This is a genomic window from Pseudomonas sp. MF09150 (assembly GCF_059862355.1).
Genome location: NZ_JCBCUS010000002.1, coordinates 514,957 through 535,496, shown reverse-complemented (window position 1 = coordinate 535,496; position 20,540 = coordinate 514,957). Strand labels below are relative to the sequence as shown.

The following is a 20,540-nucleotide window of genomic DNA, read 5'->3' as shown; positions in this document are numbered from 1 at the left end:
AAACGGAAGCAGCATAGCTTGTCGGCATAGCCCACGCGGTGCAAGGGCCATGGGCGGTCCAATTCAATCTTGATAAGGCTTTCAGACAATGCTCAACCCATAGTGGCGCTTGGCTTGTTCACTGACTGTCACACCTGGGGGGTTGCGTAACGTCGGGCGCGGTGGCGATATAAGCGCCTGATAATAATTGCCTGGGGTCGTTGTATGTTGCTCGCCACGTTGATTCACCGTGCCAGCCTGCCAAGTCCGCAGATTAGCGCGCAGCAGGCGCTGGAGTTGCTGGAAACCCACTACGGGCTGCGCGGCACGGTGCAGTCCCTGGGCAGCCAGCAGGACCTCAACTTTCGCGTCGACACCGATCAGGGTCGGTTTGTCCTGAAAATCTGCCATGGCGATTACGCCGCTCTGGAGTTGCAGGCCCAGCACGCCGGGCTGCGGCATCTGGGCCAGCATCCCGAGTGGCGAGTGCCGCGGGTGATCCCGTCCAACAGCGGTGCCGACCTGCTTTCGCTGGAAATATCCGGACAAACGGTACATGTGCGCCTGCTCGATTTCATCGAAGGCCACTCCCTGACCCACCTGGATTACCTGGGGCCGCAACTGATGGCTGGCTTTGGCCGGTTGTGCGGACAGATGGACCTGGCCCTGGCCGATTTCCAGCATCCGGGCCTTGAGCGCACCTTGCAGTGGGACGCGCGCCACGCCAGCACCCTGATCAGCCATCTGCTGCCGGTGATTGCCGATGCGCACCAGCGCGGGTTGATTGCAGAGGCTGCCGAGCAGGCTGAGCGTCGCTTGCAGCCGCTGCTCGACGAACTCCCGGTGCAGGCGATCCATATGGACATCACCGATGACAACGTGGTCTGGCAGCGTGATTCGCAACGGCACTGGCAATTACAGGGCGTCATCGATTTTGGCGACCTGATCCGCACCTGGCGCATCACCGACCTTTCTGTCACCTGCGCCGCCCTGCTGCACCATGCTGAAGGCGATCCGTTGCGCATCCTGCCGGCAGTTCGGGCCTATCACGCGGTTAACCCGTTGCAGCATGCCGAGTTGCGGGCGCTGTGGCCGCTGATCGTGGCGCGCGCGGCGGTGTTGGTGCTCAGTGGTGAGCAGCAGGTCAGCATCGACCCGGGTAATGCATACAGCCGCGCCAACCTGAGCCATGAATGGGAGATTTTCCGGGTCGCCACGGCCGTGCCCTTCGAGTTGATGGAGGCGGCGATTCTGACAGCGGTTGGCCAGTCCCTGCCGAGCATTGCCAGTGAGGGTTTTGCGCCCCTGCTGCCGAGCCTGGTGGGACGGGAGTTCGCCCTGATCGACCTGGGGGTGCTCAGCCCGCATTTTGAAGCCGGCAACTGGGAACAGCCCGGCATCGATCAGCGGCTGTTGGAAGAGGCGGCCGCTACCCATGGCCTGGCCGCCAGCCGCTATGGCCAGTACCGCTTATCCCGGACCCGCCCTGACAGCGCCGTGGAGCCGGACACCTGCCCGCTGCATGTGCAGTTGCAAGTGCCCAGCGGCACCCCGGTCGAAGCACCTTTTGCCGGTGTACTCAAGGTGGCCGCCGATGGCAGCCTGCGCCTCGACAGCGGGCAATTGAGTGTGCACCTGTGGGGCGTCAGGCCGTCTCTGGACTCGGGTGCGGCGCTGCTCAAGGGGCAGTTGCTGGGGGAGGTGGCCCAGGGCTTGCAGGTACAGTTGTGCCGTGGCCTGGAGCTTGACCCGCCGCTGTTTTGCACGCCGGCCCGAGCGGCGGCCTGGCAGGCGTTGTGCCCGTCACCGGCGGCGCTGCTGGGGCTGGCCTGCGATGCCGAGCCGGAGCTTGACTCCCAACTGCTGCTGGCACGGCGCGATGCCAGCTTTGCCCGCTCGCAAAAACACTATTACGTAGACCCGCCGCGTATCGAGCGCGGCTGGCGCAACCATCTGATCGATATGCAGGGCCGTTCCTACCTCGACATGCTCAACAACGTGGCGGTGCTGGGCCATGGCCACCCGCGCATGGCCGCTGAAGCGAGCCGCCAGTGGTCGTTGCTCAACACCAATTCGCGCTTTCACTACGCTGCGCTGGCGGAGTTTTCCGAACGCCTGCTGGCCCTGGCGCCGGACTCCATGGACCGGGTATTTCTGGTCAACAGCGGCACAGAGGCCAACGACCTGGCGATTCGCCTGGCTTGGGCCTACAGCGGCGGGCGCGACATGCTCAGCGTGCTTGAGGCCTATCACGGGTGGTCGGTGGCGGCGGACGCGGTGTCGACCTCGATCGCCGACAATCCCAAGGCCCTGAGCAGTCGACCGGACTGGGTGCACCCGGTCACCGCGCCCAATACCTACCGTGGCGAGTTCCGCGGTCAGGACAGCGCGCCGGACTACGTGCGCAGTGTCGAGCACAACCTGGCCAAGCTGGCCGCGCAACAACGGCAGCTGGCCGGTTTTATCTGCGAGCCGGTGTACGGCAATGCCGGCGGGATTTCCCTGCCGCCGGGTTATCTGCAGCAGGTCTATGGCCTGGTGCGGGCCCAGGGCGGTGTGTGCATTGCCGATGAGGTGCAGGTCGGCTACGGCCGCATGGGCTCCTTCTTCTGGGGCTTTGAAGAGCAGGGCGTGGTGCCGGACATCATCACCATGGCCAAGGGCATGGGCAACGGCCAGCCACTGGGGGCGGTGATCACCCGGCGCGAAATTGCCGAAGCGCTGGAGGCTGAGGGCTATTTCTTCTCGTCCTCGGGCGGCAGCCCGGTGAGCTGCCGGATCGGCATGGCGGTGTTGGATGTGATGGAGCAAGAACAGCTCTGGGAAAACGCCCAGGTGGTCGGCGGCCATTTCAAGCAACGCTTGCTGGCGCTGATGGATATTCATCCGTTGGTGGGGGCGGTGCATGGTTCCGGCTTCTATCTGGGGGTGGAGCTGGTGCGCGACCGCGAGACCCTGGAGCCGGCCACCGAAGAAACCACCCTGCTGTGTGAACGCCTGCGGGAGTTGGGCATCTTCATGCAGCCCACCGGTGACTACCTGAATATTCTCAAGATCAAGCCACCGATGGTCACCACTCGCCAAAGCGTGGATTTCTTTGTCGACATGCTATCCAAGGTGCTGGGCGAGGGGCTGTGAATAGATAAACTTTAATCGATTGTTATCGGCTTTAGATGCGTATTTTTCAATTTTATGAATTTATATCGCTTTTAAAGTCGATTTTTATCGGATATAAAGTCGGCGTTGCTGAAACGCCCGCAAGTTCGCACGTCGCCCTTTTCTGTCACGGGCCACTGTCACCATTGGCCCAACGCCCGCCAGCCCAGGAGATGCTCCATGAGTCGTATCGTTACCGTCGCCGCTACCCAGATGGCTTGTTCCTGGGATCTGGAAGCCAATATCGAGACCGCTGAAAAGCTGGTCCGCGAGGCCGCAGGCCAAGGCGCGCAGATCATCCTGATCCAGGAGCTGTTCGAGACCCCGTACTTCTGCCAGAAGCCGAATCCGGACTACCTGCAGTTGGCGACGACGGTTGAAGAAAACGTCGCGATCAAGCATTTCCAGAAGGTCGCCAAGGAGCTGCAAGTGGTGTTGCCCATCAGCTTCTTCGAGCTGGCCGGGCGCGCGCGGTTCAACAGCATCGCGATCATCGACGCCGATGGCAGCAACCTCGGGATTTATCGGAAAAGCCATATTCCGGATGGTCCCGGCTACCACGAAAAGTATTACTTCAACCCGGGCGATACCGGTTTCAAGGTATGGAACACACGCTACGCAAAAATCGGCGTCGGTATTTGCTGGGACCAGTGGTTCCCGGAATGCGCGCGGAGCATGGCGCTGCAAGGGGCGGAAATCCTGTTCTACCCCACCGCCATCGGCAGCGAGCCCCATGACCAGAGCATTTCGTCCCGCGATCATTGGCAGCGCGTGCAGCAAGGTCATGCAGGTGCCAACCTGATGCCGCTGGTCGCCAGCAACCGCATCGGCAACGAAGAGCAGGACGGCTACGACATTACCTTCTACGGCTCGTCGTTTATCGCCAATCAATTCGGCGAGAAGGTCCAGGAACTGAACCAGACCGAAGAAGGGGTACTGGTTCAGAGTTTTGACCTCGACCAGCTGGAACACATTCGCAGCGCCTGGGGTTCGTTTCGTGACCGTCGTCCGAACCTGTATGGTGCGATCAAAACACTCGACGGTTCCCTGGAGTCCTAAGCACCATGAGCATTTTGCACAGCACGCCTCGCGCCGACGGCTTTTACATGCCCGCCGAATGGGCAGCGCAGACCCAGACCTGGATGATCTGGCCCGAGCGCCCGGACAACTGGCGCCTGGGCGGCAAGCCGGCGCAGGCCGCGCATGCGGCGGTGGCCCGGGCCATCGCCCGTTTTGAACCGGTGACCGTGGCGGTATCGGCCGGCCAATATGAAAACGCCCGGGCGCGCCTCGACGTCCCCAATATCCGCCTGGTGGAAATGTCCAGCGATGACGCCTGGGTCCGTGATACCGGCCCGACCTTTGTCATCAACAACAGCGGCGAAGTCCGCGGCGTGCACTGGGGGTTCAACTCCTGGGGCGGTTTCGACGGCGGCCTGTATTCGCCGTGGAACCGTGACGAGCAGGTCGCGAGCAAGGTCCTGGAAATCGAACGCTGCCAGCGCTACCGCACTGAAGGTTTTGTGCTCGAAGGCGGCTCGATCCACGTCGATGGCGAAGGCACGGTCATCACCACCGAAGAATGCCTGCTCAACCGCAATCGCAACCCGCACCTGAAGCGCGATGAGATCGAAGCGCTGCTGGGCGAGCACCTGGCGGTGGACAAGGTCATCTGGCTGCCGGATGGCCTGTTCAACGATGAAACCGACGGTCATGTGGATAACTTCTGCTGCTACGTGCGCCCGGGTGAAGTGCTGCTGGCCTGGACCGATGATCCCGAGGACCCGAACTACCCGCGCTGCCAGGCGGCGATGAAAGTGCTGGAAAGCACCCGCGATGCCAAGGGCCGCACCTTCAAGGTGCATAAAATGCCGATCCCGGGACCGCTCTATGCGACCCAGGAAGAGTGCGACGGCGTCGATGCCGTGGAAGGAACCCAGGAGCGCAACCCGTCCGTGCGCCTGGCCGGCTCTTATGTGAACTTCCTGATCGTCAACGGCGGCATCATTGCCCCAAGTTTTGACGATCCCCTGGATGACCAGGCCCGGGAGATCCTCCAGGGGCTGTTCCCGCAGCATGAAGTGGTGATGGTGCCGGGGCGCGAACTGTTACTGGGGGGCGGCAATATCCATTGCCTTACCCAACAGCAGCCTGCACCGCACAAAGGTTGAGTGGGGTTGTAACAGCCCATGTCACCTGAGTACGGGATGGGATGATGAATTTAATCCTGTACTGAGCAGCAAGCCCGCAGCCCTTATGGACTGCGGGCTTTTTTGTATCCGCCAACCCACATTGCCGGCACATTGGCACAGCTCTTGTATCAGTTCAGAGGTGATTCTGAGACCGGTAGAACTGCGATGTTCTGTCATAAACCTTGGATAAGTTAGCCGCTCACGAACCAGGAGAGAGCGCTGGAATGAATATGATCAGCGAGCGGGCATCGCATCCCTTGGCAATGAATAACGAATCGCTTCAGGCTCTGGCCCTGTGGTTGAAATCCAATGGAACGCGCCAGATCAGAGAGCCTGATCCGCGCCGGATGATCACCGAGCGCTACCCTGCCGGCTTGCTCAGCGAGGCAGAACTGCAAGCGTTGTGGGATGTAATGGAAGGATAGTCAGCAACGGATTGATAAAAGCGCTGCCGGGATGGCAGCGCTTTTTTTTGCGCGGATTTTATAGCGGGGCTTCAGCGTCTTCCGTGGGGGGTCAGAAGCTGTAGGTGCCGGTGACCACCAGGCTGCGTGGGTCGCCGAACTGGATCTGCCCGGCACTGGTGGCCGTGGAGTAGTAAGTGCGGTCGCTGATGTTGTTCAGCGAGGCCCGCAGGTTCCAGTCTTTCTGCCGGAAGCCGGCCAGGGCATCCCAACGGCCATAACCGGGCAGCACCACGGTATTGAGGTTGTCGGCGTAGCGATCGCCGACCAGGGTCAGGCCGGTTTCGGCGTACCAGCCCGCTTCCGGTTTCCAGGTGATGAACAGGCTGCCGTTGCGCTTGGCGACGTTGTTGACCCGGTTGTCTTCGTCGCCGTTGTTGCTCTTGACCACGGTCGCGTCCTGCAAGCCGATGCCGCCACGCAGCGACCAGTTGCCGACGATCTTGCCGCTGGCGGTCAGCTCCACGCCACGTGAGCGTTGCAGGCCGGTGAGCAGGATGATGTTCGGATTGTCGACGCTCCGACTGCGGCGGTTGTACAGCTCCAGTTCATAGACCGCGAGGGTGGTGCTGAAACGGTCGTCGAGCCAGTCGCTCTTGACCCCGACTTCCTTCTGCCGGGTGCGCTCGGGGCTCAGGTCATTGGTGTTGCCGTTGGCGTTGGGGGTAATGCCGATCAAGCCGCCGCCCACCGGAGAAAAGCTCTTGCTCCACGAGGCATAGAACGAGTGGTGCTCCAGAGGCGTCCAGACCACCCCCAGGCGCGGGCTGGTGCTGTGGCTGTCGCGGTCGTCCTTGCGGTGGGTGACCTGGTTGTCGGTCTCGATGCTGAAGTTGTCGTAACGCAGGCCGGCGAGCAGTTGCCATTGATCATTCAGGCGCAACTGATCCTGCACATAGACGGCGCGGCTTTCGACTTCGCTCCGGTTGTGGGTGGACATCACCATTTTCCCGGTGTGCCGCAGGTCGCGGTTCGGGTTGAACGGGTCCAGTGCCGGTACGGCCTGGCCGCCAGCGCCGACTGTGGCCGCGGTGTACAGCTTGGGGTCGCGGGTCTGATTGCCCAGCTCAACGCCGGTCAGCAAGCGGTGCTCGAGACCGAAGGTGTCGAAGGTGCCTTCCAGCTCGGTGTTGTTGTAAAGGTTGCGAGTATTGAGGTCCTGCTGCCAGCGCTGGCGGGTCACGGTCCTGTTGGCAGGGTTATAGGTGGTGACGTAGGTGTTGTCGAAATCGCTGTCGAGCTTGAACACCCCCAGGGTGTTGCGCAGCTGCCAGTTGTCGCTGAGCTCGTAGCTGAGCTTGGAACGCAGGGATTGGGATTTGTCGTTGATGTAGTCGCGCTTGTCACCGTAGGTGGTGTCGCGGCTGACATCGGCCGGGCGCCCGTTGATACCGGGAATCCCGCGGTCCGGCGTACGGTCATAACGGCTGTATTCGTATTGCACCAGCCAGTTCAGGTCCGGGGTCAGTTGCCAGCTCATCGACGGTGCGAACAGCTGGCGGTTGCCGCTGACGCCATCGCGGAAACTGTTTCTATCCTCGTTGCCCATGTTCAGGCGCAGGCTGATGTTCTCCGACGGATCGCTGCTGAGGTCGGCGTAGAGGCTGCGCAAATCCTCGCTGCCGCCCCTGAGCTCGACACTGGAGCGACGGCCGAACTGCGGCAGTTTGCTTACGCGGTTGATGATCCCGCCCTGGCTGCCGCGGCCGTAAAGCACGGCGGCAGGGCCCTTGAGCACCTCGATGCGCTCGATGTTGTGCAGGTCGCGCACGTACTGGCTGTCGTCGCGTATACCGTCGAGGTAGAAGTCGTTGCTGGCGTCGAAACCGCGGATGCGCACGCTGTCGAAACGCGTATCGGCGCTGTTGCTGACGTTGGGGATGCCGCTCAGCGCCGTGCCCAGGTCATTGATCCCGTAATCCATGACGTTGGCGGTCTTGATCGAGTCGATGGCCTGGGGCACGTAGCGCAATGGCGTGGCAGTGCGAGTCGCGGTGCTGCTTTCCCTGACCCGGGGATCGTCTTCATCGGCATTGGCTTCGGCGTTGATGGCGGTGACCGGCAGGGTGGTGGCGGCGTAGCTGAACCCGGAAGTCAGCAGGGCGCACAGGCCGATGGAAACGGGCGTGAGGCGAGGGTGGGCAGGCATTTAAAGCGCATCCGAAGGGTGGGTGAGTCGAGGGTGCGAATGGTAATGCTTGCTATTTGCTTTCGTTAATTAATCCTGAAAAGTTCCCTTGGGTTTATGTTTCAAATTGTGTCTTTGTCGTAAGGGGCTGGATACACGGGGCGGGAGGACCCATTCGACCGATTGGCGAAACAGACTGAATGCCATTTCGGGGTTTTTCCGTGGCGGGCCTGGGCATAGGCTGCGGCATCGGTTTTTTTCAATCTTTTGCTGGAGCCCGTCATGTCTGCCGCGACCCTTCATTACATCTACGACCCTCTTTGCGGCTGGTGCTACGGCGCCAAGCCTCTGGTACAGGCCGCCCAGGCGCTAGTGCCGGTGGTGCTCCATGGCGGCGGCATGATGACCGGCCATAACCGCCAGGCCGTCTCGCCACAGTTGCGCGACTACGTGATGCCCCACGACCGGCGTATTGCCGAGTACACCGGGCAGCCGTTTGGCGAGGCGTATTTTGAAGGCCTGCTGCGCGATCACTCGGCGGTCTTCGATTCGGCGCCGCCCATAGCCGCGGTGCTTGCTGCACAAGCGTTGAGCGGGCAAGGCCTGGCGCTGCTCGGGCGATTGCAGACGGCGCACTACCTTGAAGGCCGGCGCATCGCCGACAAGGATGTACTGCAGGAGCTTGCACAAGAGCTGGGGCTGGACGCCGACAGCTTCGACGCGGCGTTCGAGTTGGCCAGCGCGCAGCAGGTACCAGACCACATCAAGGACAGCCGTGCGTTGCTGGCCCAGGTCGGTGGCCAAGGGTTCCCGACCCTGGTGCTGGAGCTGGGTGGCCAGCGGCGGCTGCTGGATATCGGCCCCTGGCTGGGCAAGCCCGAAGCGTTCGCCACCTGGCTCAAGGCAGCGCTGATCGGCGAATCCGCTGTACCCTCTTCCAGCGCCCCGGTCTGTGGCCTGGACGGTTGCACCCCTTGAATGTTCTTCCCCCTGTCGCGGAGTCACCCATGGATAACCTTGCGCTGATCAAAAGCACCTACGAAGGTGCCAATTCCCAGGAAAACGCGAAGAACACCGCCGCCGCCCTGGCCCCCGATGCTCGCTGGACCGAAGCAGCGGGTTTTCCCTATGCCGGCACCTATGTGGGTTTCGAGGCCATTGTCGAGAACGTTTTCAAGCGTCTGGCCACCGAATGGGAGGGGTTCGCCTTCAAGGTCGAGAACTATGTGGCCCAGGGCGACCAGGTGGTTGCCTACGGCAATTACACCGGCGTCTACAAGGCCACCGGCTTGCCGATAAACGTCCGCGTGGTCCATTTATGGACCCTGAAAGACGGCAAGGTCAGCCACTTCGAGCAGTTCGTCGACAGCCACCCGGTGCAGTTGGCGATGCAAGGGGCTGCTGCTCCTTGATGACGGGCCGCACATCCGTCGCGGCCTGTCACTCAAGTGCAATGGCCCCTGCGCAAATGAATTCTTAGAAGATTTTTGCCTATTTCCAGAAGATTCTCGAAATTGACACACTGTTCTGGGCGCGGATAGGATTCGCCCCAACGCCTGTGGCCAAGAGCCATAACTTCTTAAAATAATAAAGGCCCGCCACGTTTTCTCGTGGGGCGGGCCTTTTTATTTTCGGGTCGCAAAAGAGCGCTAAGACGCCATCCGGACCGGGTTCCACAGCGCGTAATCAACCCGTAATAAGGAAAATAAAAGAATGTTGAAACAACGGATCTGCCTGATTGCACTGGGGATTTTGGGCGCTACTCAAGCCATGGCTAACGACCAGGCTGAGTCCAAGGGCTTTGTTGAAGACGCCAGCCTGAAAGTGCTGCTGCGTAACGCTTATATCAATCGCGACAAGAAAGACGGTAATCACGATCAGCGCGAGTGGGGCCAAGCGGCTATCGGTACCTTCTCTTCCGGTTTCACCCAGGGCACGGTCGGTGTGGGCGTTGACGCCTTCGGCCTGTACGGCCTGCGTCTGGACCGTGGTAGCCACGCTGGCGGCGCCGGCATCGACTTCTTCAAGCAAAGCGAAAACGGCAACAAGACGCCGGCTGGCGACCTGGCCAAGGCCGGTGGTGCAGTCAAGTTCCGTGTTTCCAACACCACCCTGGCGTACGGCGACCAGATGCCTGAGCTGCCGGTCCTGAACTACGACAGTTCGCGCCTGCTGCCGGAAAGCTACACCGGTACCCTGATCACTTCCAAAGAGATCAAGGGCCTGGTGCTGAACGCCGGTCGTTTCACCGCTGAGTCGCGCAAGAGCGCCGAAGGCCGTGACAGCGGTGGTCTGAAGTCGATCAACGTTTTGGGCGGTGCCTATCAGTTCACCGAACAGTTCAAGGGCGCGCTGTACGCTTCCGACGTCGAAGACGTGCTGAAGAAGCAATACGTGAACCTGAACTACGTGTTCCCGTTGGCCACCTCCCAGTCCCTAACCCTGGACTTCAATGGCTACCGCACCGAGCTGGACAAGTCCTACGCGCAGAAGACCAACGCTGGCGGCGAAGACAACAAGATCTGGAGCCTGGCCGCTGTCTACGCCGTGGGTCCTCACTCGTTCACCCTGGCCCACCAGCGCAGCACCGGTGACAGCAACCTGGGCTACGCCTATGGCGGCTACCAGAAGCAGCAAGGTCGTGTCGGTGACGGTGGTAACACTATCTACCTGGCCAACTCCTACTGGTCCGACTTCAACGCTGAAGACGAGCGCAGCTGGCAGCTGGGCTACGGCCTGGACTTCGGTACGTTCGGCGTGCCTGGCCTGAGCTACAACCTGGCCTACGTGCGTGGTGACAACATCACTTCGACCAACAGCGCTGGCGCGACCACCACTGGTGGTACCGAGCGTGAAATCTTCAACCAGGTCAAGTACGTGGTGCAGAGCGGCCCGGCCAAAGACCTGAGCGTGAAGGTTCGTAGCTCGATCCTGCGCGTGGCGCAGAAATCCAGCGGCTACAACGACAGCGGCAACGAACTGCGTGTGTTCGTCGACTACCCGATCAACGTGTTCTGATTCTGGCGCACACGGGTAACGCAAAAGGCCTCACAGCGATGTGAGGCCTTTTTTTTGCCTGGGGAATGCCTCCCGGCCTTATGGCTGCTCGGCAAAGGTTTGTAGATAGGCCAGCAGGTTGTCGATTTTTTCTGCATCGCTCAGCCCCCAGAAGATCATCCGCGTGCCGGGCACCACGGCCTTGGGGTCTTCGAGATAGGCCACCAGTTTGTCGCGGGTCCAGACCACGCCGGAGTTCTTCATGGCCTCCGAATACTGGTAGTCGCTGGCACTGCCCGCCGGGCGCCCGATGATGCCGTTGAGCTGGGGCCCAAAAGAGCTGCGTACCGAAGGCCCGATAGTGTGGCAGCCACCGCAGATCCGCTTGAACAGCTTGCCGCCGGCCTCGGCATCGCCTTGCGCGTGGGCGGGACTGCCGAGCAGGGCCAGGGTGAACAGTAGGGCCAGGGCTGCGGTTTTCTTCATGGGGGACTCCAGATCGGCAACGGCTTGCGGCAAAAACGCGCGGCTATTTCAGCATGAAAAACCAGTGGCCGGGGTTCGCAGATCAAAGGTCCGGCGCGTGGGGCTTGAGGGATAGGGATTGGCGCCGATCCGAAACTGCTCATAAACTGCCGCGCGACAGTGGTTGGCAGGCAGATTGCCGCGTTCGGTCGAGCGTCGGCATTATCGGTTTTTTCAAGGAGGAGGCAGCGATGGCTCAGGCACGGGTGATTGGCACGTCGATAGCGGCCATCCAGGCGGCAGAGAGCGAGCTGGGGCGGCGTTTGCCCGAGTCTTTTACGCAATGGCTGCTGGTCAATAACGGCCGCTCGCTAGGCGCGCTGACGGTGTTTCCGGTGTTTGATGCGCGGGATCCGCGCAAGACCTGGGACTCCATTGTTCGGCAGTACCAGGAGGGCTGGCAGGTGTGGCTGGACAACGTGGCCGACACCGCGAGCGACTTCTCGGCATTGCTGCCGTTTGCCGAGTTCGGCACCGGGGATTACTACTGTTTCGACTACGCCGTGGCAGGCGCTGGCGGCGAGCCGGTGGTGGTCCTGTGGTCCCACGAAAGCGGCGTGACCCAGCGGGTGGCGGACAGCTTCATGGCGTTTATGCAGCTGTCCGAGCACCGTGTGAGAGGGGCTTGATGATGATCGACACGTCGCCGCAGGACGTGTTTGAAACCGCAGACGGCGAGGTGCGGGTGGTGCTTGAGCAAGGCTCGTCCATTCATCTCAAGGCGGCCAGCGCCTACAACGATCCTGTCGAGCTTACGGCCACACAGGCCCTGGAAATTGCCGATATCCTCCTTTACTTCGCCAGTCGCCTGGGCGCTTGAACAGGCCAACGGATCTCCCCATGAACATGCCCACACAGCTCCAGGCCTATGCCGCGGCCCAGGCCCTGGTCGACGCCCTTGATCGGCGCGACACCGACACCCTTCAGCAGGGCTTCTGCATCAGCGACGCGGTCCTGGAAGAGGTTTACCAAGCCTTGGATGACTCATTCGATCCGGGCGCCCGCTTGTCTCTCGCGCCTGTTGCCCTGGCCTTCGCCGAGCGCGGAGGGCAACGGCGGTTTATCGACCTCTATCAACAGAACGACCAGGCCGTGGCCCTGGACTGCGTGCTGTTCGCCGATGGCCAGCCCAGCGAGACGGCAGTGTATCTGGCGCTGCATCAGGTCGATGGCCAGTGGTTGGCGCACTACAAGTACATCGGTCACTGAGGCCCCCAGGTAGCGGGCGCGCGGGTGACGGGAAGCGTTCGGTTTAAAGCAATTGCGCTGAGTTCGTATGCAAATCGCCGCACTTGTTGCGTACAAAGGTAGTTGTCGTACAACTGCTTGAGCTATCATGAGCCTTCATCCGTAAACCTGGATACACGCTCTTAATGGACCACCAGAACGTCCAACCCACCGTCCGCCGAAAGCACCGCAGCCTGGCCCAGGAACTGGTCACCGAACTGTCGCGGCGCATTCGTGAAGGTGAGATCGAGCGCGGGGCGAAGCTGCCCACCGAGTCTCAGGTCATGGACGAGCATAAGGTCAGCCGCACCGTGGTCCGCGAGGCCATTTCCCGGCTGCAGGCCGCGGGCCTGGTGGAAACCCGCCACGGTATCGGCACCTTTGTCCGCGATATCCCCAGCCCCAGCGGCTTTTGTATCGACCCCGAGACCATCGTCACCCTGCATGACGTGCTGGCGGTGCTCGAGTTGCGCATCAGCCTGGAAGTGGAGGCGGCAGGCCTGGCCTGTGTGCGGCGTACCGATGAGCAATTGCGCCTGATGCGCGACTCCCTCGATGCCCTGAATTCCCCGGCGGTCAGTGTCGATTACGCGGTGGCGGCGGACTTTCAGTTTCACCAGCAGATCGCCCTGGCTACGGGCAATCGCTACTTCACCGACATCATGTTGCACATGGGGGTCAGCATCATTCCCCGGACCCGCCTGCACTCCAAGCGCCTGGTGAATGATGCCAAGGAGCCCTACCTGGAGCGCTTGAGCCGCGAGCACGAAGACATCTATCAGGCGATTGCCCGACGTGATGCCGACGCCGCACGTGCCGCGATGCGCCTGCACCTGTCCAACAGTCGCGAGCGCATGCGCAAGGCGTACGAAGCCTTCGACGCGGCGGCCGCACTGACTTCCTGAGCGCCGCCGCCAAGGCCTTTCAGCCGAGGTTGTTCAACTGCGCGCCTGGGGCTCGGGCAAGCCTTTGACCCCGGGGTTCAAGGCGAACACGCCACCGGCCAGCGGCTGGTCGCCAAGGTCGATGCCCTGGGGGCGAATCGAGGTCACAAACAAAGTGTCGAGCCCGGCGCCGCCAAAGGCGCACATGGTCGGTTTCTTCACCGGCAGCGGCAGCGAGCGGTCCAGCTTGCCCTCGGGGGTGAAGCGCAGCACCAGGCCGGCATCGATGGCGCAGATCCAGTAGCACCCCTCGGCATCGACCGCCGCGCCGTCCGGCCGGCCGGGGTGGGCGTTCATGTCGACGAAGCTGCGCCGGTTGTGGGGGGTGCCGCTGTCGATGTCGTAGTCGAAGGCCCAGATCTGCTGCACCGTGGGGTGCGAGTCCGACAGGTACAGGGTCTTGCCGTCCGGGCTGAAGGCCAGTCCATTGCCCACCAGCAGGCCGCTCAGTTGTGCGCTCAGTGGTTCGATCAGGCCCGGGGTTCGCCCGTCGTAACGGTACAGCGCCCCCACCGGGTCGGTGCCCATAGCGGGTTGCATGGTGCTGGACCAGAAACGCCCCTGGCGGTCGCAGCGCCCGTCGTTGAAACGCATGTTGGCCCGAGCGTGTTCAACCCCGGCGCGTTTTTCGGCGTGCAGGCGGCCGTCGGCCTGGGGCGTGAGTTGGAAGATGCCGCTTTCCTGGGCCCCGAGCCAGTGGCCCTGGGGGCTGCGGACGATGCAGGCGAGCATCTCGTCGGCCTGCCAGGATTCGGTCTTGCCGTCCGCCTGCCAGCGATGCAGGCGGCCCGCAGGGATATCGACCCAATACAAGGCATTTTCCTGCACGTGCCAGACCGGGCTTTCACCGGTGGCATTGCGGGCATCGACGATGAGTTCGGCGTTCATACCGTGGGCTCCAGAAGGTAGGGGGCGGCGGCGCCCGTGCGCCGCCGCGCAGGGAGAGGGGCAGTCTCAGTCGCCGAACGGCCCGGCTGCGGTAAACGCGCCGCCCTGGAACAGGCTGTTGGGATCATCGGCCGCAGGCTTGGGTTGCTGCTCGATCTGCGGGCGAAATTTTTCCGAGCTGTCCTGCGGGGCAAACTCCAGGTGCGCGGCGTGGCGGTTGTTCCACCACAGGTCGCGGTTGGCGGATACGCCGTAGACCACGCTATGCCCGACATCACTGGCCAGCAGCGCGCGTTCCACCAGGTGGTCGAGGTCCTGGTAACTGAGCCATGTGGACAGCATCCGCAGGTTGCGCGGTTCGGGGAATGACGAACCGATGCGCAGGCTCACGGTTTCGATGCCGTAGCGGTGAAAGTAGAAGGTCGCCAGGTCTTCGCCATAGGACTTGGACAGCGCGTAATAACCGTCCGGGCGGCGCAGGCTGTGGGCGTCGAGTTCTGCGTCCTGCGGGTAGAAGCCGGTGACGTGGTTCGAGCTGGCGAACACCACGCGTTTGATCCCGTGTTTGCGCGCCGCTTCGTAAATATGAAAGGTGCCGCGAATGTTGGCATCGAGAATTTCTTCGAAGGGCCGCTCAACGGAAATCCCGCCGAGGTGGACGATGGCCTCCACGTCCTTGACCAGGGCTTCGACCCCGGCCTTGTCGGCCAGGTTGCAGTTGATCACTTCGTCATGCGCGCCGCGGCTGGGTGCCATGGGGCTGATGTCCGAGGAGCGGACGACGGCGGCGTGGGCCTGCAGGGTTTCCCTGAGTATCTGGCCCAGGCCACCGGCGGCGCCCGTCAGCAGGATGCGGGTGAAGGGTTTGCGCGAAGGGGGCTGTGTGGTCATGGTCGGGTCTTCCATAGAGCTGTGGTTGCGAAGGGGGAGGGGGCGGCCAGGCCTGGTGAACGATGCGCGATCGCCAGGCCGGCTCGACTGTTACATGAAGTTGTACTGGATCCCGAAGCGCCAGCGGGCTTGACGGTCATCACTGGTGGAATTGACTTTGACGTCGCCGATCTCGATGAACGGAACCCACTCCTTGGTGAGTTTGTATTTGACGATCATGTTCTGCTCGTAGTCGCTCTTCTTGTTGTCGTAGCGGATGTAGTCGGTCTTGAAATAGATGAACTGGTACTCATAGGCCCACTTGCTGGCCGGGGTATAGCCCAGCCAGCCTTCGAAACGGTTGGTGTTCTGGTTGTCCTTGGCGCGATCAGGCAAGTCTTCGTTGATCTGATCGCGGTCGAGCTTCTTGGCATCGAGCCGGTAGCGCGTGGCGACGTAGAAGGCATCGTTGATCTTGTAGTTGTACTTGAGCCCGAACTTGTAGCTGGTCGAGTCCTTGGAGCTGTCCATCTGGAACGCCGGGGTCAGGGTCGACTGCGGGCTCAGCTTGTAGTTGTAGCTGACGGTGAACTCGTGACCGTTGTTGACCATGTTGTCGTAGGCGACATCTTCGCGATCGCCGGCCGTGCGGTATTTCATCTCCGCCTCAAACCCCAGACCACTGTCCAGGCGATAGCCGAGCTTGATCCGATCGGCGTGGGCGCTGTCGTCTTCAGTGAACTGGTGGCGGTAGTTGATGTTGGCGGAATCGGCGCTGGCGCAGAAAGGCAGGCTGAGTGTGGCGAGCGTAACGAGGGTACGGAATGTGATGTTCATGGAGTCTTCTTTTATTGTTTTTGTTGGGTTTGTGAACAGTGCGGCTGGCAGCAGAGGTGTTGCGGAGGTCTCATTTCTTGGTGTCGATATACGTTATCGTACGACTATTGGGGTGTCTACGGGTTATGGGCCTGTTTGTAACACCTTGTTACATATATAGCCTGTAGATAGGGCTCTAGAGATCACTATGTTGTCTTTAAGTCATCTTTAAATAGGGGCTTTTGCGGGGCTTACGGGGTAAAATGCGCGGAAATTCGGAGGTTATTTTTCGTCTTTTCAAGTGTTGTACGATGACGTATGATCATTTTCAGCAGGCGACATTCCTGTCATAAATCTAATAAGCAGGCTAAAGACGTCCATGAGAATTACAGCAGTCAACGTCCAGGTTTTTTCCTACCCGACCCGTCGCGCTGTCGACAGTGCGGGCCACGCCCACCCCGGTGATGTCGCCCAGGCCAAGATGGCCCTGCTGCGCATCCAGACCGAAGACGGCAATGAGGGTTATGCCTTCGGCGCCCCTGAATTGATCCGTCCTTATGTGCTCGATGGTTTTGTGCGCAAGGTGCTGATCGGGCAGAACGCCCTCGATCGCGAAAAGATCTGGCACGACCTGGTGCACTGGCAGCGCGGCAGCGCCAGCCAACTCACCGACCGTGCCCTGGCCCTGGTGGAACAGGCGCTGTGGGACTGGGCCGGGCGCAAGTTCAACGTGCCGGTGCACAAACTCATCGGCGGTTTCCGCGACAAGGTGCCGGCGTACGGCTCGACCATGTGTGGCGATGAATTGCCAGGCGGCCTGGCGACCCCGGAAGACTACGGCCGTTTTGCCGAGACCCTGGTCCAGCGCGGCTACAAGGCGATCAAGCTGCACACCTGGATGCCGCCGGTCTCGTTTGCGCCAAGCCCGCGTATCGACGTCAAGGCCTGCGCCGCCGTGCGTGAAGCGGTCGGCCCGGACATCGCCCTGATGCTCGATGGCTACCACTGGTACAACCGCACCGACGCTCTCTACATTGGTCGCGAATTGCAGAAGCTCGACTTCGCCTGGTTCGAAGAACCGATGATGGAAGACTCCGCCGAGTCCTACGCCTGGTTGGCGGGGCAACTGGATATTCCGGTACTCGGCCCGGAAACCCTGGCCGGCAAGCACCTGAGCCGTGCCAGCTGGGTGAAGAACGATGTCTGCGACATCCTGCGCGCCGGTGTCGCCGGTGTCGGCGGTATTGCCCCCTGCCTGAAGGTGGCGCACATGGCCGAATCCTTCGGCATGGATTGCGAGATCCACGGCAACGGCGCGGCCAACCTGGCGGTGGTCGGGGCAATCAAGAACTGCACCTGGTACGAGCGCGGCCTGCTGCACCCGTACCTGGACTACGACGAAGTCCCGGCTTACCTCAAGCGTCTGGTCGACCCGATGGACAGCGACGGTTTCGTCCACTTGTCCGACCTGCCGGGCCTGGGTGAAGAGATCGACTTCGAGTTCATCGAAACCAACACGCTCAACAGTTTCTGATGTGTAACGCGGGCTTCCCGGTCCAGGCCGGGTCGCCCGAGAGCCCTGAATAAATATAAGAAAGGCACTCTCACTATGAGCATTCTCCCCTCGCTTTGGGCGCGGGTATTTGCGGCTACTCTGGCGATCTCCACCTTGCCTGTCGCTTATGCCAAGACCCCGGCCGATCAACTGATTGTCGGCATGAGCATGATCAACCTGTTGTCCCTGGACCCTGCCGCCGCCACCGGGCTGGATGTCTCGGAGATCAACGCCAACCTCTACGACATGCTGCTGGTGCAGGATGTGGCCCAGCCTGATCGCCTGGTTCCGGCCCTGGCCGAACGCTGGCAGGTCAGCGACGACCGCAAGACCCTGACCTTCACCCTGCGTCCCGGGGTCAAGTTCCAGTCTGGCAACCCTCTGAGCGCCGAAGACGTCGCCTGGTCCCTGCAGCGGGTACTCAAGCTCAACCTGGCCCTGGCCTCGACCTGGAAGGCCTACGGTTTCAGCGCGGAAAACGTCGAGCAGTACATGCGCGCCACCGACGCCACTACCTTTGTCATCGAGCTGCCACGGCCGACCGACCCGCTCCTGGTGCTCAACACCCTGGCCACCTCGCCCAGCGCGTTTGTCCTCGACCGCAAGAAGGTGCTGGAGCACCAGAAGAACAACGACCTGGGCGCCGCCTGGCTGGTGACCCACGCCGCCGGCAGTGGCGCCTTTGTGCTCAATGACTGGCGCGCCAACGATGTGATCCTCATGAGCCGTTTCGACGGTTACTGGGGTGGACCGGCCAAGCTCAAGCGCATCGTCATGCGCAACATGACCGAGTCCCAGTCTCTGCGCCTGATGATCGAGCGCGGCGACCTGGACATCGCCAAGGGCATGTCGGCACCGGATATCGAAGCCCTGCAAGGCAGTGACAAGGTGCGCACCCAGACCCTGCAGCGCGGCACCCTGTACTACGTCGCCCTGAGCGTGAAGCAGCCGATGTTCGCCGATGCCCGGGTGCGCAAGGCGGTGCGTTCGCTGATCGATTACCAGGGCATCAACCAGACCGTGATGCCGCACTACGGCCTGATCAACCAGCGGCCGTTGCCCCTGGGCCTGGCGGCGCGCCTGCCGGATCCGGGCTACCGGCTGAATGTCGAGGAAGCGAAAAAACTCCTGGCCGAAGCCGGCTACCCCAATGGCTTCAAGACCAGCATCCGGGTGCTGACCGATCCGCCCTTCATCAACATCGCCTCCAACCTGCAATCGACCCTGGCCCAGGCCGGGATCCAGGCCAGCATCATCACCGGCACCGGTAACCAGATCTACGGTGCGATGCGCGAGCGCAACTTCGACATCATCGTCGGCCGTGGCGGCGGCGGTGCCGAGCGGCATCCGCATTCCAGCCTGCGGACCCTGGTGTACAACCCGGACAACCGCGATGAAGCCAAGCTGAGCAACTTCCAGGGCTGGCGCACTTCGTTCTACAGCCCCGAGCTGAACCAACTGATCGAGAGCGCCGAGGTCGAGCCTGACGCCAGCAAACAACTGGCCCAGTACCGACAGATCCAGGAGCAACTCGACCAGCAGGTGGGCGCCATTCTGCCGGTCTCGCAAATGACCGATACGGTGCTGATCTACGGCGACGTTGCCGACTATCAAGGCCACACGGCCGCGACCACTCGCTACAAAGACGTCTACAAGAATCGCTGAGTGTGGCGCGGGGCCTGGCCCTGCGCCCTTGGTGTACCGGTGACTGTTTTATCAGGAGCTCACTATGTTTGTTTCGACTGCCTCCGTGTTGGGGGCTCGCGCTTCCAATACCGCCCGGCGTGTCAGCACGGTCCTGGTGACCTTGCTCGGCCTGCTGGCGCTGACCTTTATCATCGGTCGGGTCATGCCGCTGGATCCCGTGCTGGCGGTGGTCGGGCCAGACGCCGACAGTTCCACCTACGACCAGGTGTACCGGGCCATGGGCCTGGACAAGCCGATCTGGACCCAGTTCGGGCTGTACCTCAACGACCTGCTCCACGGTGATTTCGGCAACGCCCTGTTGACCGGCCACCCGGTGCTGGAAGACATCAAGCGGGTATTCCCGGCGACCATCGAACTGGCGACCCTGGCGATTCTGTTCGGGGTCCTGATCGGCCTGCCGCTGGGTGTGTGCGCCGCCAGCAACCAGGGGCGCCTGGGGGACCATATCGCCCGGGTCATCACCCTGTTCGGTTACTCCACACCGATTTTCTGGCTGGGCATGATGGGCCTGCTGGTGTTCTACGCCTGGCTCGGGTGGGCCGGCGGCGCCGGACGCATCGACCTGGCCTACGACGGCATGGTGCCGGAAGTGACCGGCCTGCTGCTGATCGACTCGACCCTGGCCCGGGACTGGGACGCCTTTGCCAGCGCCCTGCGCCATATCATCCTGCCGTCGCTGATCCTGGGTCTGAACTCGGTGGCCTACATCAGCCGCATGACCCGCAGTTTCATGCTTGAGCAGCTGTCCCAGGAATACATCATCACCGCCCGGGTCAAGGGGTTGTCCCGCCGCCAGGTGGTCTGGGGCCATGCCTTTCGCAACATTCTCGTGCAACTGCTGACGGTGGTCGCGCTGGCCTACGGCTCGCTCCTCGAAGGCGCGGTGCTGATCGAGACCGTGTTTGCCTGGCCCGGTTTCGGCCAGTACCTGACCAGCAGCCTGATGCTCGGCGACATGAACGCGGTGATGGGCTGTGTGCTGGTGATCGGCCTGATCTTCGTCGCCCTGAACCTGATCAGCGACGCCTTGTACAAGGTGTTCGACCCGCGTACCCGCTGAGCCGTTTTGCCGTTGCGAACCGATAAAAATAT

Annotated in this window: 19 protein-coding genes; 14 read left to right on the top strand and 5 right to left on the bottom strand. The window is 61.8% G+C overall.

Going from position 1 to position 20,540, the window contains the following annotated elements; translation table 11 throughout:
* The first annotated feature begins 204 nt into the window (after nucleotides 1-204).
* The 4 genes from AC19YX_RS11885 (at nucleotide 205) to AC19YX_RS11870 (ending at nucleotide 5,752) form a co-directional block, all read left to right on the top strand.
* A complete protein-coding gene (locus AC19YX_RS11885; RefSeq protein WP_500606310.1) occupies nucleotides 205-3,117 on the top strand; it encodes an aminotransferase in 2,913 nt (970 codons plus the stop codon).
* A 198-nt stretch (nucleotides 3,118-3,315) separates the two neighbouring features.
* The gene (aguB, locus tag AC19YX_RS11880) at nucleotides 3,316-4,194 is read left to right on the top strand and encodes an N-carbamoylputrescine amidase (RefSeq protein ID WP_500606309.1); all 879 of its coding nucleotides are present in this window, start codon (nucleotides 3,316-3,318) and stop codon (nucleotides 4,192-4,194) included.
* Nucleotides 4,195-4,199: 5 nt separating this feature from the next.
* Complete coding sequence (aguA, locus tag AC19YX_RS11875; protein WP_078469308.1) at nucleotides 4,200-5,306, top strand: agmatine deiminase; 1,107 nt, start codon at nucleotides 4,200-4,202, stop codon at nucleotides 5,304-5,306.
* 245 nt (nucleotides 5,307-5,551) lie between these two features.
* Nucleotides 5,552-5,752 (top strand): hypothetical protein, encoded by a 201-nt coding sequence (locus tag AC19YX_RS11870; RefSeq protein ID WP_020299843.1) that lies wholly within the window; start codon nucleotides 5,552-5,554, stop codon nucleotides 5,750-5,752.
* Nucleotides 5,753-5,843: 91 nt separating this feature from the next.
* Here AC19YX_RS11870 and AC19YX_RS11865 read toward each other — a convergent pair whose 3' ends face one another.
* Nucleotides 5,844-7,940 (bottom strand): TonB-dependent receptor, encoded by a 2,097-nt coding sequence (locus tag AC19YX_RS11865; protein ID WP_500606308.1) that lies wholly within the window; start codon nucleotides 7,938-7,940, stop codon nucleotides 5,844-5,846.
* A 261-nt stretch (nucleotides 7,941-8,201) separates the two neighbouring features.
* On the opposite strand from AC19YX_RS11865, the gene AC19YX_RS11860 reads away from it, so the two are divergent.
* From AC19YX_RS11860 to AC19YX_RS11850, 3 genes are all read left to right on the top strand, one after another.
* Complete coding sequence (locus AC19YX_RS11860) at nucleotides 8,202-8,897, top strand: DsbA family protein (protein WP_500606307.1); 696 nt, start codon at nucleotides 8,202-8,204, stop codon at nucleotides 8,895-8,897.
* A 29-nt stretch (nucleotides 8,898-8,926) separates the two neighbouring features.
* Nucleotides 8,927-9,331, top strand: a complete 405-nt coding sequence (locus AC19YX_RS11855; RefSeq protein WP_201128992.1) for a nuclear transport factor 2 family protein — start codon at nucleotides 8,927-8,929, stop codon at nucleotides 9,329-9,331.
* Between the two features lie 301 nt (nucleotides 9,332-9,632).
* Nucleotides 9,633-10,937 carry an OprD family porin gene (locus tag AC19YX_RS11850; RefSeq protein WP_078469312.1) on the top strand — a complete coding sequence of 435 codons (1,305 nt, stop codon included), beginning with the start codon at nucleotides 9,633-9,635 and terminating at the stop codon, nucleotides 10,935-10,937.
* Nucleotides 10,938-11,015: 78 nt separating this feature from the next.
* Here AC19YX_RS11850 and AC19YX_RS11845 read toward each other — a convergent pair whose 3' ends face one another.
* Nucleotides 11,016-11,402 carry a c-type cytochrome gene (locus tag AC19YX_RS11845; RefSeq protein WP_201128994.1) on the bottom strand — a complete coding sequence of 129 codons (387 nt, stop codon included), beginning with the start codon at nucleotides 11,400-11,402 and terminating at the stop codon, nucleotides 11,016-11,018.
* A 230-nt stretch (nucleotides 11,403-11,632) separates the two neighbouring features.
* Here AC19YX_RS11845 and AC19YX_RS11840 point away from each other — a divergent pair, with 230 nt between their 5' ends.
* The 4 genes from AC19YX_RS11840 to AC19YX_RS11825 all read left to right on the top strand — a co-directional run bounded on the left by AC19YX_RS11840 (nucleotide 11,633) and on the right by AC19YX_RS11825 (nucleotide 13,573).
* Nucleotides 11,633-12,070: an SMI1/KNR4 family protein gene (locus tag AC19YX_RS11840; protein WP_201128996.1), complete on the top strand. Its 438-nt coding sequence runs from the start codon at nucleotides 11,633-11,635 to the stop codon at nucleotides 12,068-12,070.
* Between the two features lie 2 nt (nucleotides 12,071-12,072).
* A complete protein-coding gene (locus AC19YX_RS11835) occupies nucleotides 12,073-12,261 on the top strand; it encodes a DUF6360 family protein (RefSeq protein WP_500606306.1) in 189 nt (62 codons plus the stop codon).
* Nucleotides 12,262-12,281: 20 nt separating this feature from the next.
* On the top strand, nucleotides 12,282-12,650 hold the full coding sequence (locus tag AC19YX_RS11830) for a hypothetical protein (protein ID WP_500606305.1): 369 nt from the start codon (nucleotides 12,282-12,284) through the stop codon (nucleotides 12,648-12,650).
* A gap of 164 nt (nucleotides 12,651-12,814) precedes the next feature.
* Complete coding sequence (locus AC19YX_RS11825) at nucleotides 12,815-13,573, top strand: FadR/GntR family transcriptional regulator (RefSeq protein ID WP_078469316.1); 759 nt, start codon at nucleotides 12,815-12,817, stop codon at nucleotides 13,571-13,573.
* A 33-nt stretch (nucleotides 13,574-13,606) separates the two neighbouring features.
* Here AC19YX_RS11825 and AC19YX_RS11820 read toward each other — a convergent pair whose 3' ends face one another.
* The 3 genes from AC19YX_RS11820 to AC19YX_RS11810 form a co-directional block, all read right to left on the bottom strand.
* Nucleotides 13,607-14,500 carry an SMP-30/gluconolactonase/LRE family protein gene (locus tag AC19YX_RS11820; RefSeq protein ID WP_500606304.1) on the bottom strand — a complete coding sequence of 298 codons (894 nt, stop codon included), beginning with the start codon at nucleotides 14,498-14,500 and terminating at the stop codon, nucleotides 13,607-13,609.
* A 66-nt stretch (nucleotides 14,501-14,566) separates the two neighbouring features.
* The gene (locus AC19YX_RS11815) at nucleotides 14,567-15,391 is read right to left on the bottom strand and encodes an NAD-dependent epimerase/dehydratase family protein (RefSeq protein ID WP_078469318.1); all 825 of its coding nucleotides are present in this window, start codon (nucleotides 15,389-15,391) and stop codon (nucleotides 14,567-14,569) included.
* 90 nt (nucleotides 15,392-15,481) lie between these two features.
* A complete protein-coding gene (locus AC19YX_RS11810; RefSeq protein ID WP_078469319.1) occupies nucleotides 15,482-16,207 on the bottom strand; it encodes an oligogalacturonate-specific porin KdgM family protein in 726 nt (241 codons plus the stop codon).
* A 358-nt stretch (nucleotides 16,208-16,565) separates the two neighbouring features.
* On the opposite strand from AC19YX_RS11810, the gene AC19YX_RS11805 reads away from it, so the two are divergent.
* The 3 genes from AC19YX_RS11805 to AC19YX_RS11795 all read left to right on the top strand — a co-directional run bounded on the left by AC19YX_RS11805 (nucleotide 16,566) and on the right by AC19YX_RS11795 (nucleotide 20,508).
* Nucleotides 16,566-17,720, top strand: a complete 1,155-nt coding sequence (locus tag AC19YX_RS11805; protein ID WP_078469320.1) for a mandelate racemase family protein — start codon at nucleotides 16,566-16,568, stop codon at nucleotides 17,718-17,720.
* A gap of 75 nt (nucleotides 17,721-17,795) precedes the next feature.
* The gene (locus AC19YX_RS11800) at nucleotides 17,796-19,406 is read left to right on the top strand and encodes an ABC transporter substrate-binding protein (protein WP_201129004.1); all 1,611 of its coding nucleotides are present in this window, start codon (nucleotides 17,796-17,798) and stop codon (nucleotides 19,404-19,406) included.
* Nucleotides 19,407-19,470: 64 nt separating this feature from the next.
* The gene (locus AC19YX_RS11795; RefSeq protein ID WP_078469322.1) at nucleotides 19,471-20,508 is read left to right on the top strand and encodes an ABC transporter permease; all 1,038 of its coding nucleotides are present in this window, start codon (nucleotides 19,471-19,473) and stop codon (nucleotides 20,506-20,508) included.
* The last annotated feature ends 32 nt before the right edge of the window (nucleotides 20,509-20,540 follow it).

What these genes read in the sequence shown, in the direction of transcription:
- AC19YX_RS11800 (WP_201129004.1), top strand. Translation starts at nt 17,796, where the DNA reads ATGAGCATTCTCCCCTCGCTTTGGGCGCGGGTATTTGCGGCTACTCTG.
- AC19YX_RS11885 (WP_500606310.1), top strand. Translation starts at nt 205, where the DNA reads ATGTTGCTCGCCACGTTGATTCACCGTGCCAGCCTGCCAAGTCCGCAG.
- aguA (WP_078469308.1), top strand. Translation starts at nt 4,200, where the DNA reads ATGAGCATTTTGCACAGCACGCCTCGCGCCGACGGCTTTTACATGCCC.
- aguB (WP_500606309.1), top strand. Translation starts at nt 3,316, where the DNA reads ATGAGTCGTATCGTTACCGTCGCCGCTACCCAGATGGCTTGTTCCTGG.
- AC19YX_RS11865 (WP_500606308.1), bottom strand. Translation starts at nt 7,940, where the DNA reads ATGCCTGCCCACCCTCGCCTCACGCCCGTTTCCATCGGCCTGTGCGCC.
- AC19YX_RS11830 (WP_500606305.1), top strand. Translation starts at nt 12,282, where the DNA reads ATGAACATGCCCACACAGCTCCAGGCCTATGCCGCGGCCCAGGCCCTG.
- AC19YX_RS11845 (WP_201128994.1), bottom strand. Translation starts at nt 11,402, where the DNA reads ATGAAGAAAACCGCAGCCCTGGCCCTACTGTTCACCCTGGCCCTGCTC.
- AC19YX_RS11805 (WP_078469320.1), top strand. Translation starts at nt 16,566, where the DNA reads ATGAGAATTACAGCAGTCAACGTCCAGGTTTTTTCCTACCCGACCCGT.
- AC19YX_RS11825 (WP_078469316.1), top strand. Translation starts at nt 12,815, where the DNA reads ATGGACCACCAGAACGTCCAACCCACCGTCCGCCGAAAGCACCGCAGC.
- AC19YX_RS11795 (WP_078469322.1), top strand. Translation starts at nt 19,471, where the DNA reads ATGTTTGTTTCGACTGCCTCCGTGTTGGGGGCTCGCGCTTCCAATACC.
- AC19YX_RS11820 (WP_500606304.1), bottom strand. Translation starts at nt 14,500, where the DNA reads ATGAACGCCGAACTCATCGTCGATGCCCGCAATGCCACCGGTGAAAGC.
- AC19YX_RS11840 (WP_201128996.1), top strand. Translation starts at nt 11,633, where the DNA reads ATGGCTCAGGCACGGGTGATTGGCACGTCGATAGCGGCCATCCAGGCG.
- AC19YX_RS11815 (WP_078469318.1), bottom strand. Translation starts at nt 15,391, where the DNA reads ATGACCACACAGCCCCCTTCGCGCAAACCCTTCACCCGCATCCTGCTG.
- AC19YX_RS11810 (WP_078469319.1), bottom strand. Translation starts at nt 16,207, where the DNA reads ATGAACATCACATTCCGTACCCTCGTTACGCTCGCCACACTCAGCCTG.
- AC19YX_RS11860 (WP_500606307.1), top strand. Translation starts at nt 8,202, where the DNA reads ATGTCTGCCGCGACCCTTCATTACATCTACGACCCTCTTTGCGGCTGG.
- AC19YX_RS11855 (WP_201128992.1), top strand. Translation starts at nt 8,927, where the DNA reads ATGGATAACCTTGCGCTGATCAAAAGCACCTACGAAGGTGCCAATTCC.
- AC19YX_RS11870 (WP_020299843.1), top strand. Translation starts at nt 5,552, where the DNA reads ATGAATATGATCAGCGAGCGGGCATCGCATCCCTTGGCAATGAATAAC.
- AC19YX_RS11835 (WP_500606306.1), top strand. Translation starts at nt 12,073, where the DNA reads ATGATCGACACGTCGCCGCAGGACGTGTTTGAAACCGCAGACGGCGAG.
- AC19YX_RS11850 (WP_078469312.1), top strand. Translation starts at nt 9,633, where the DNA reads ATGTTGAAACAACGGATCTGCCTGATTGCACTGGGGATTTTGGGCGCT.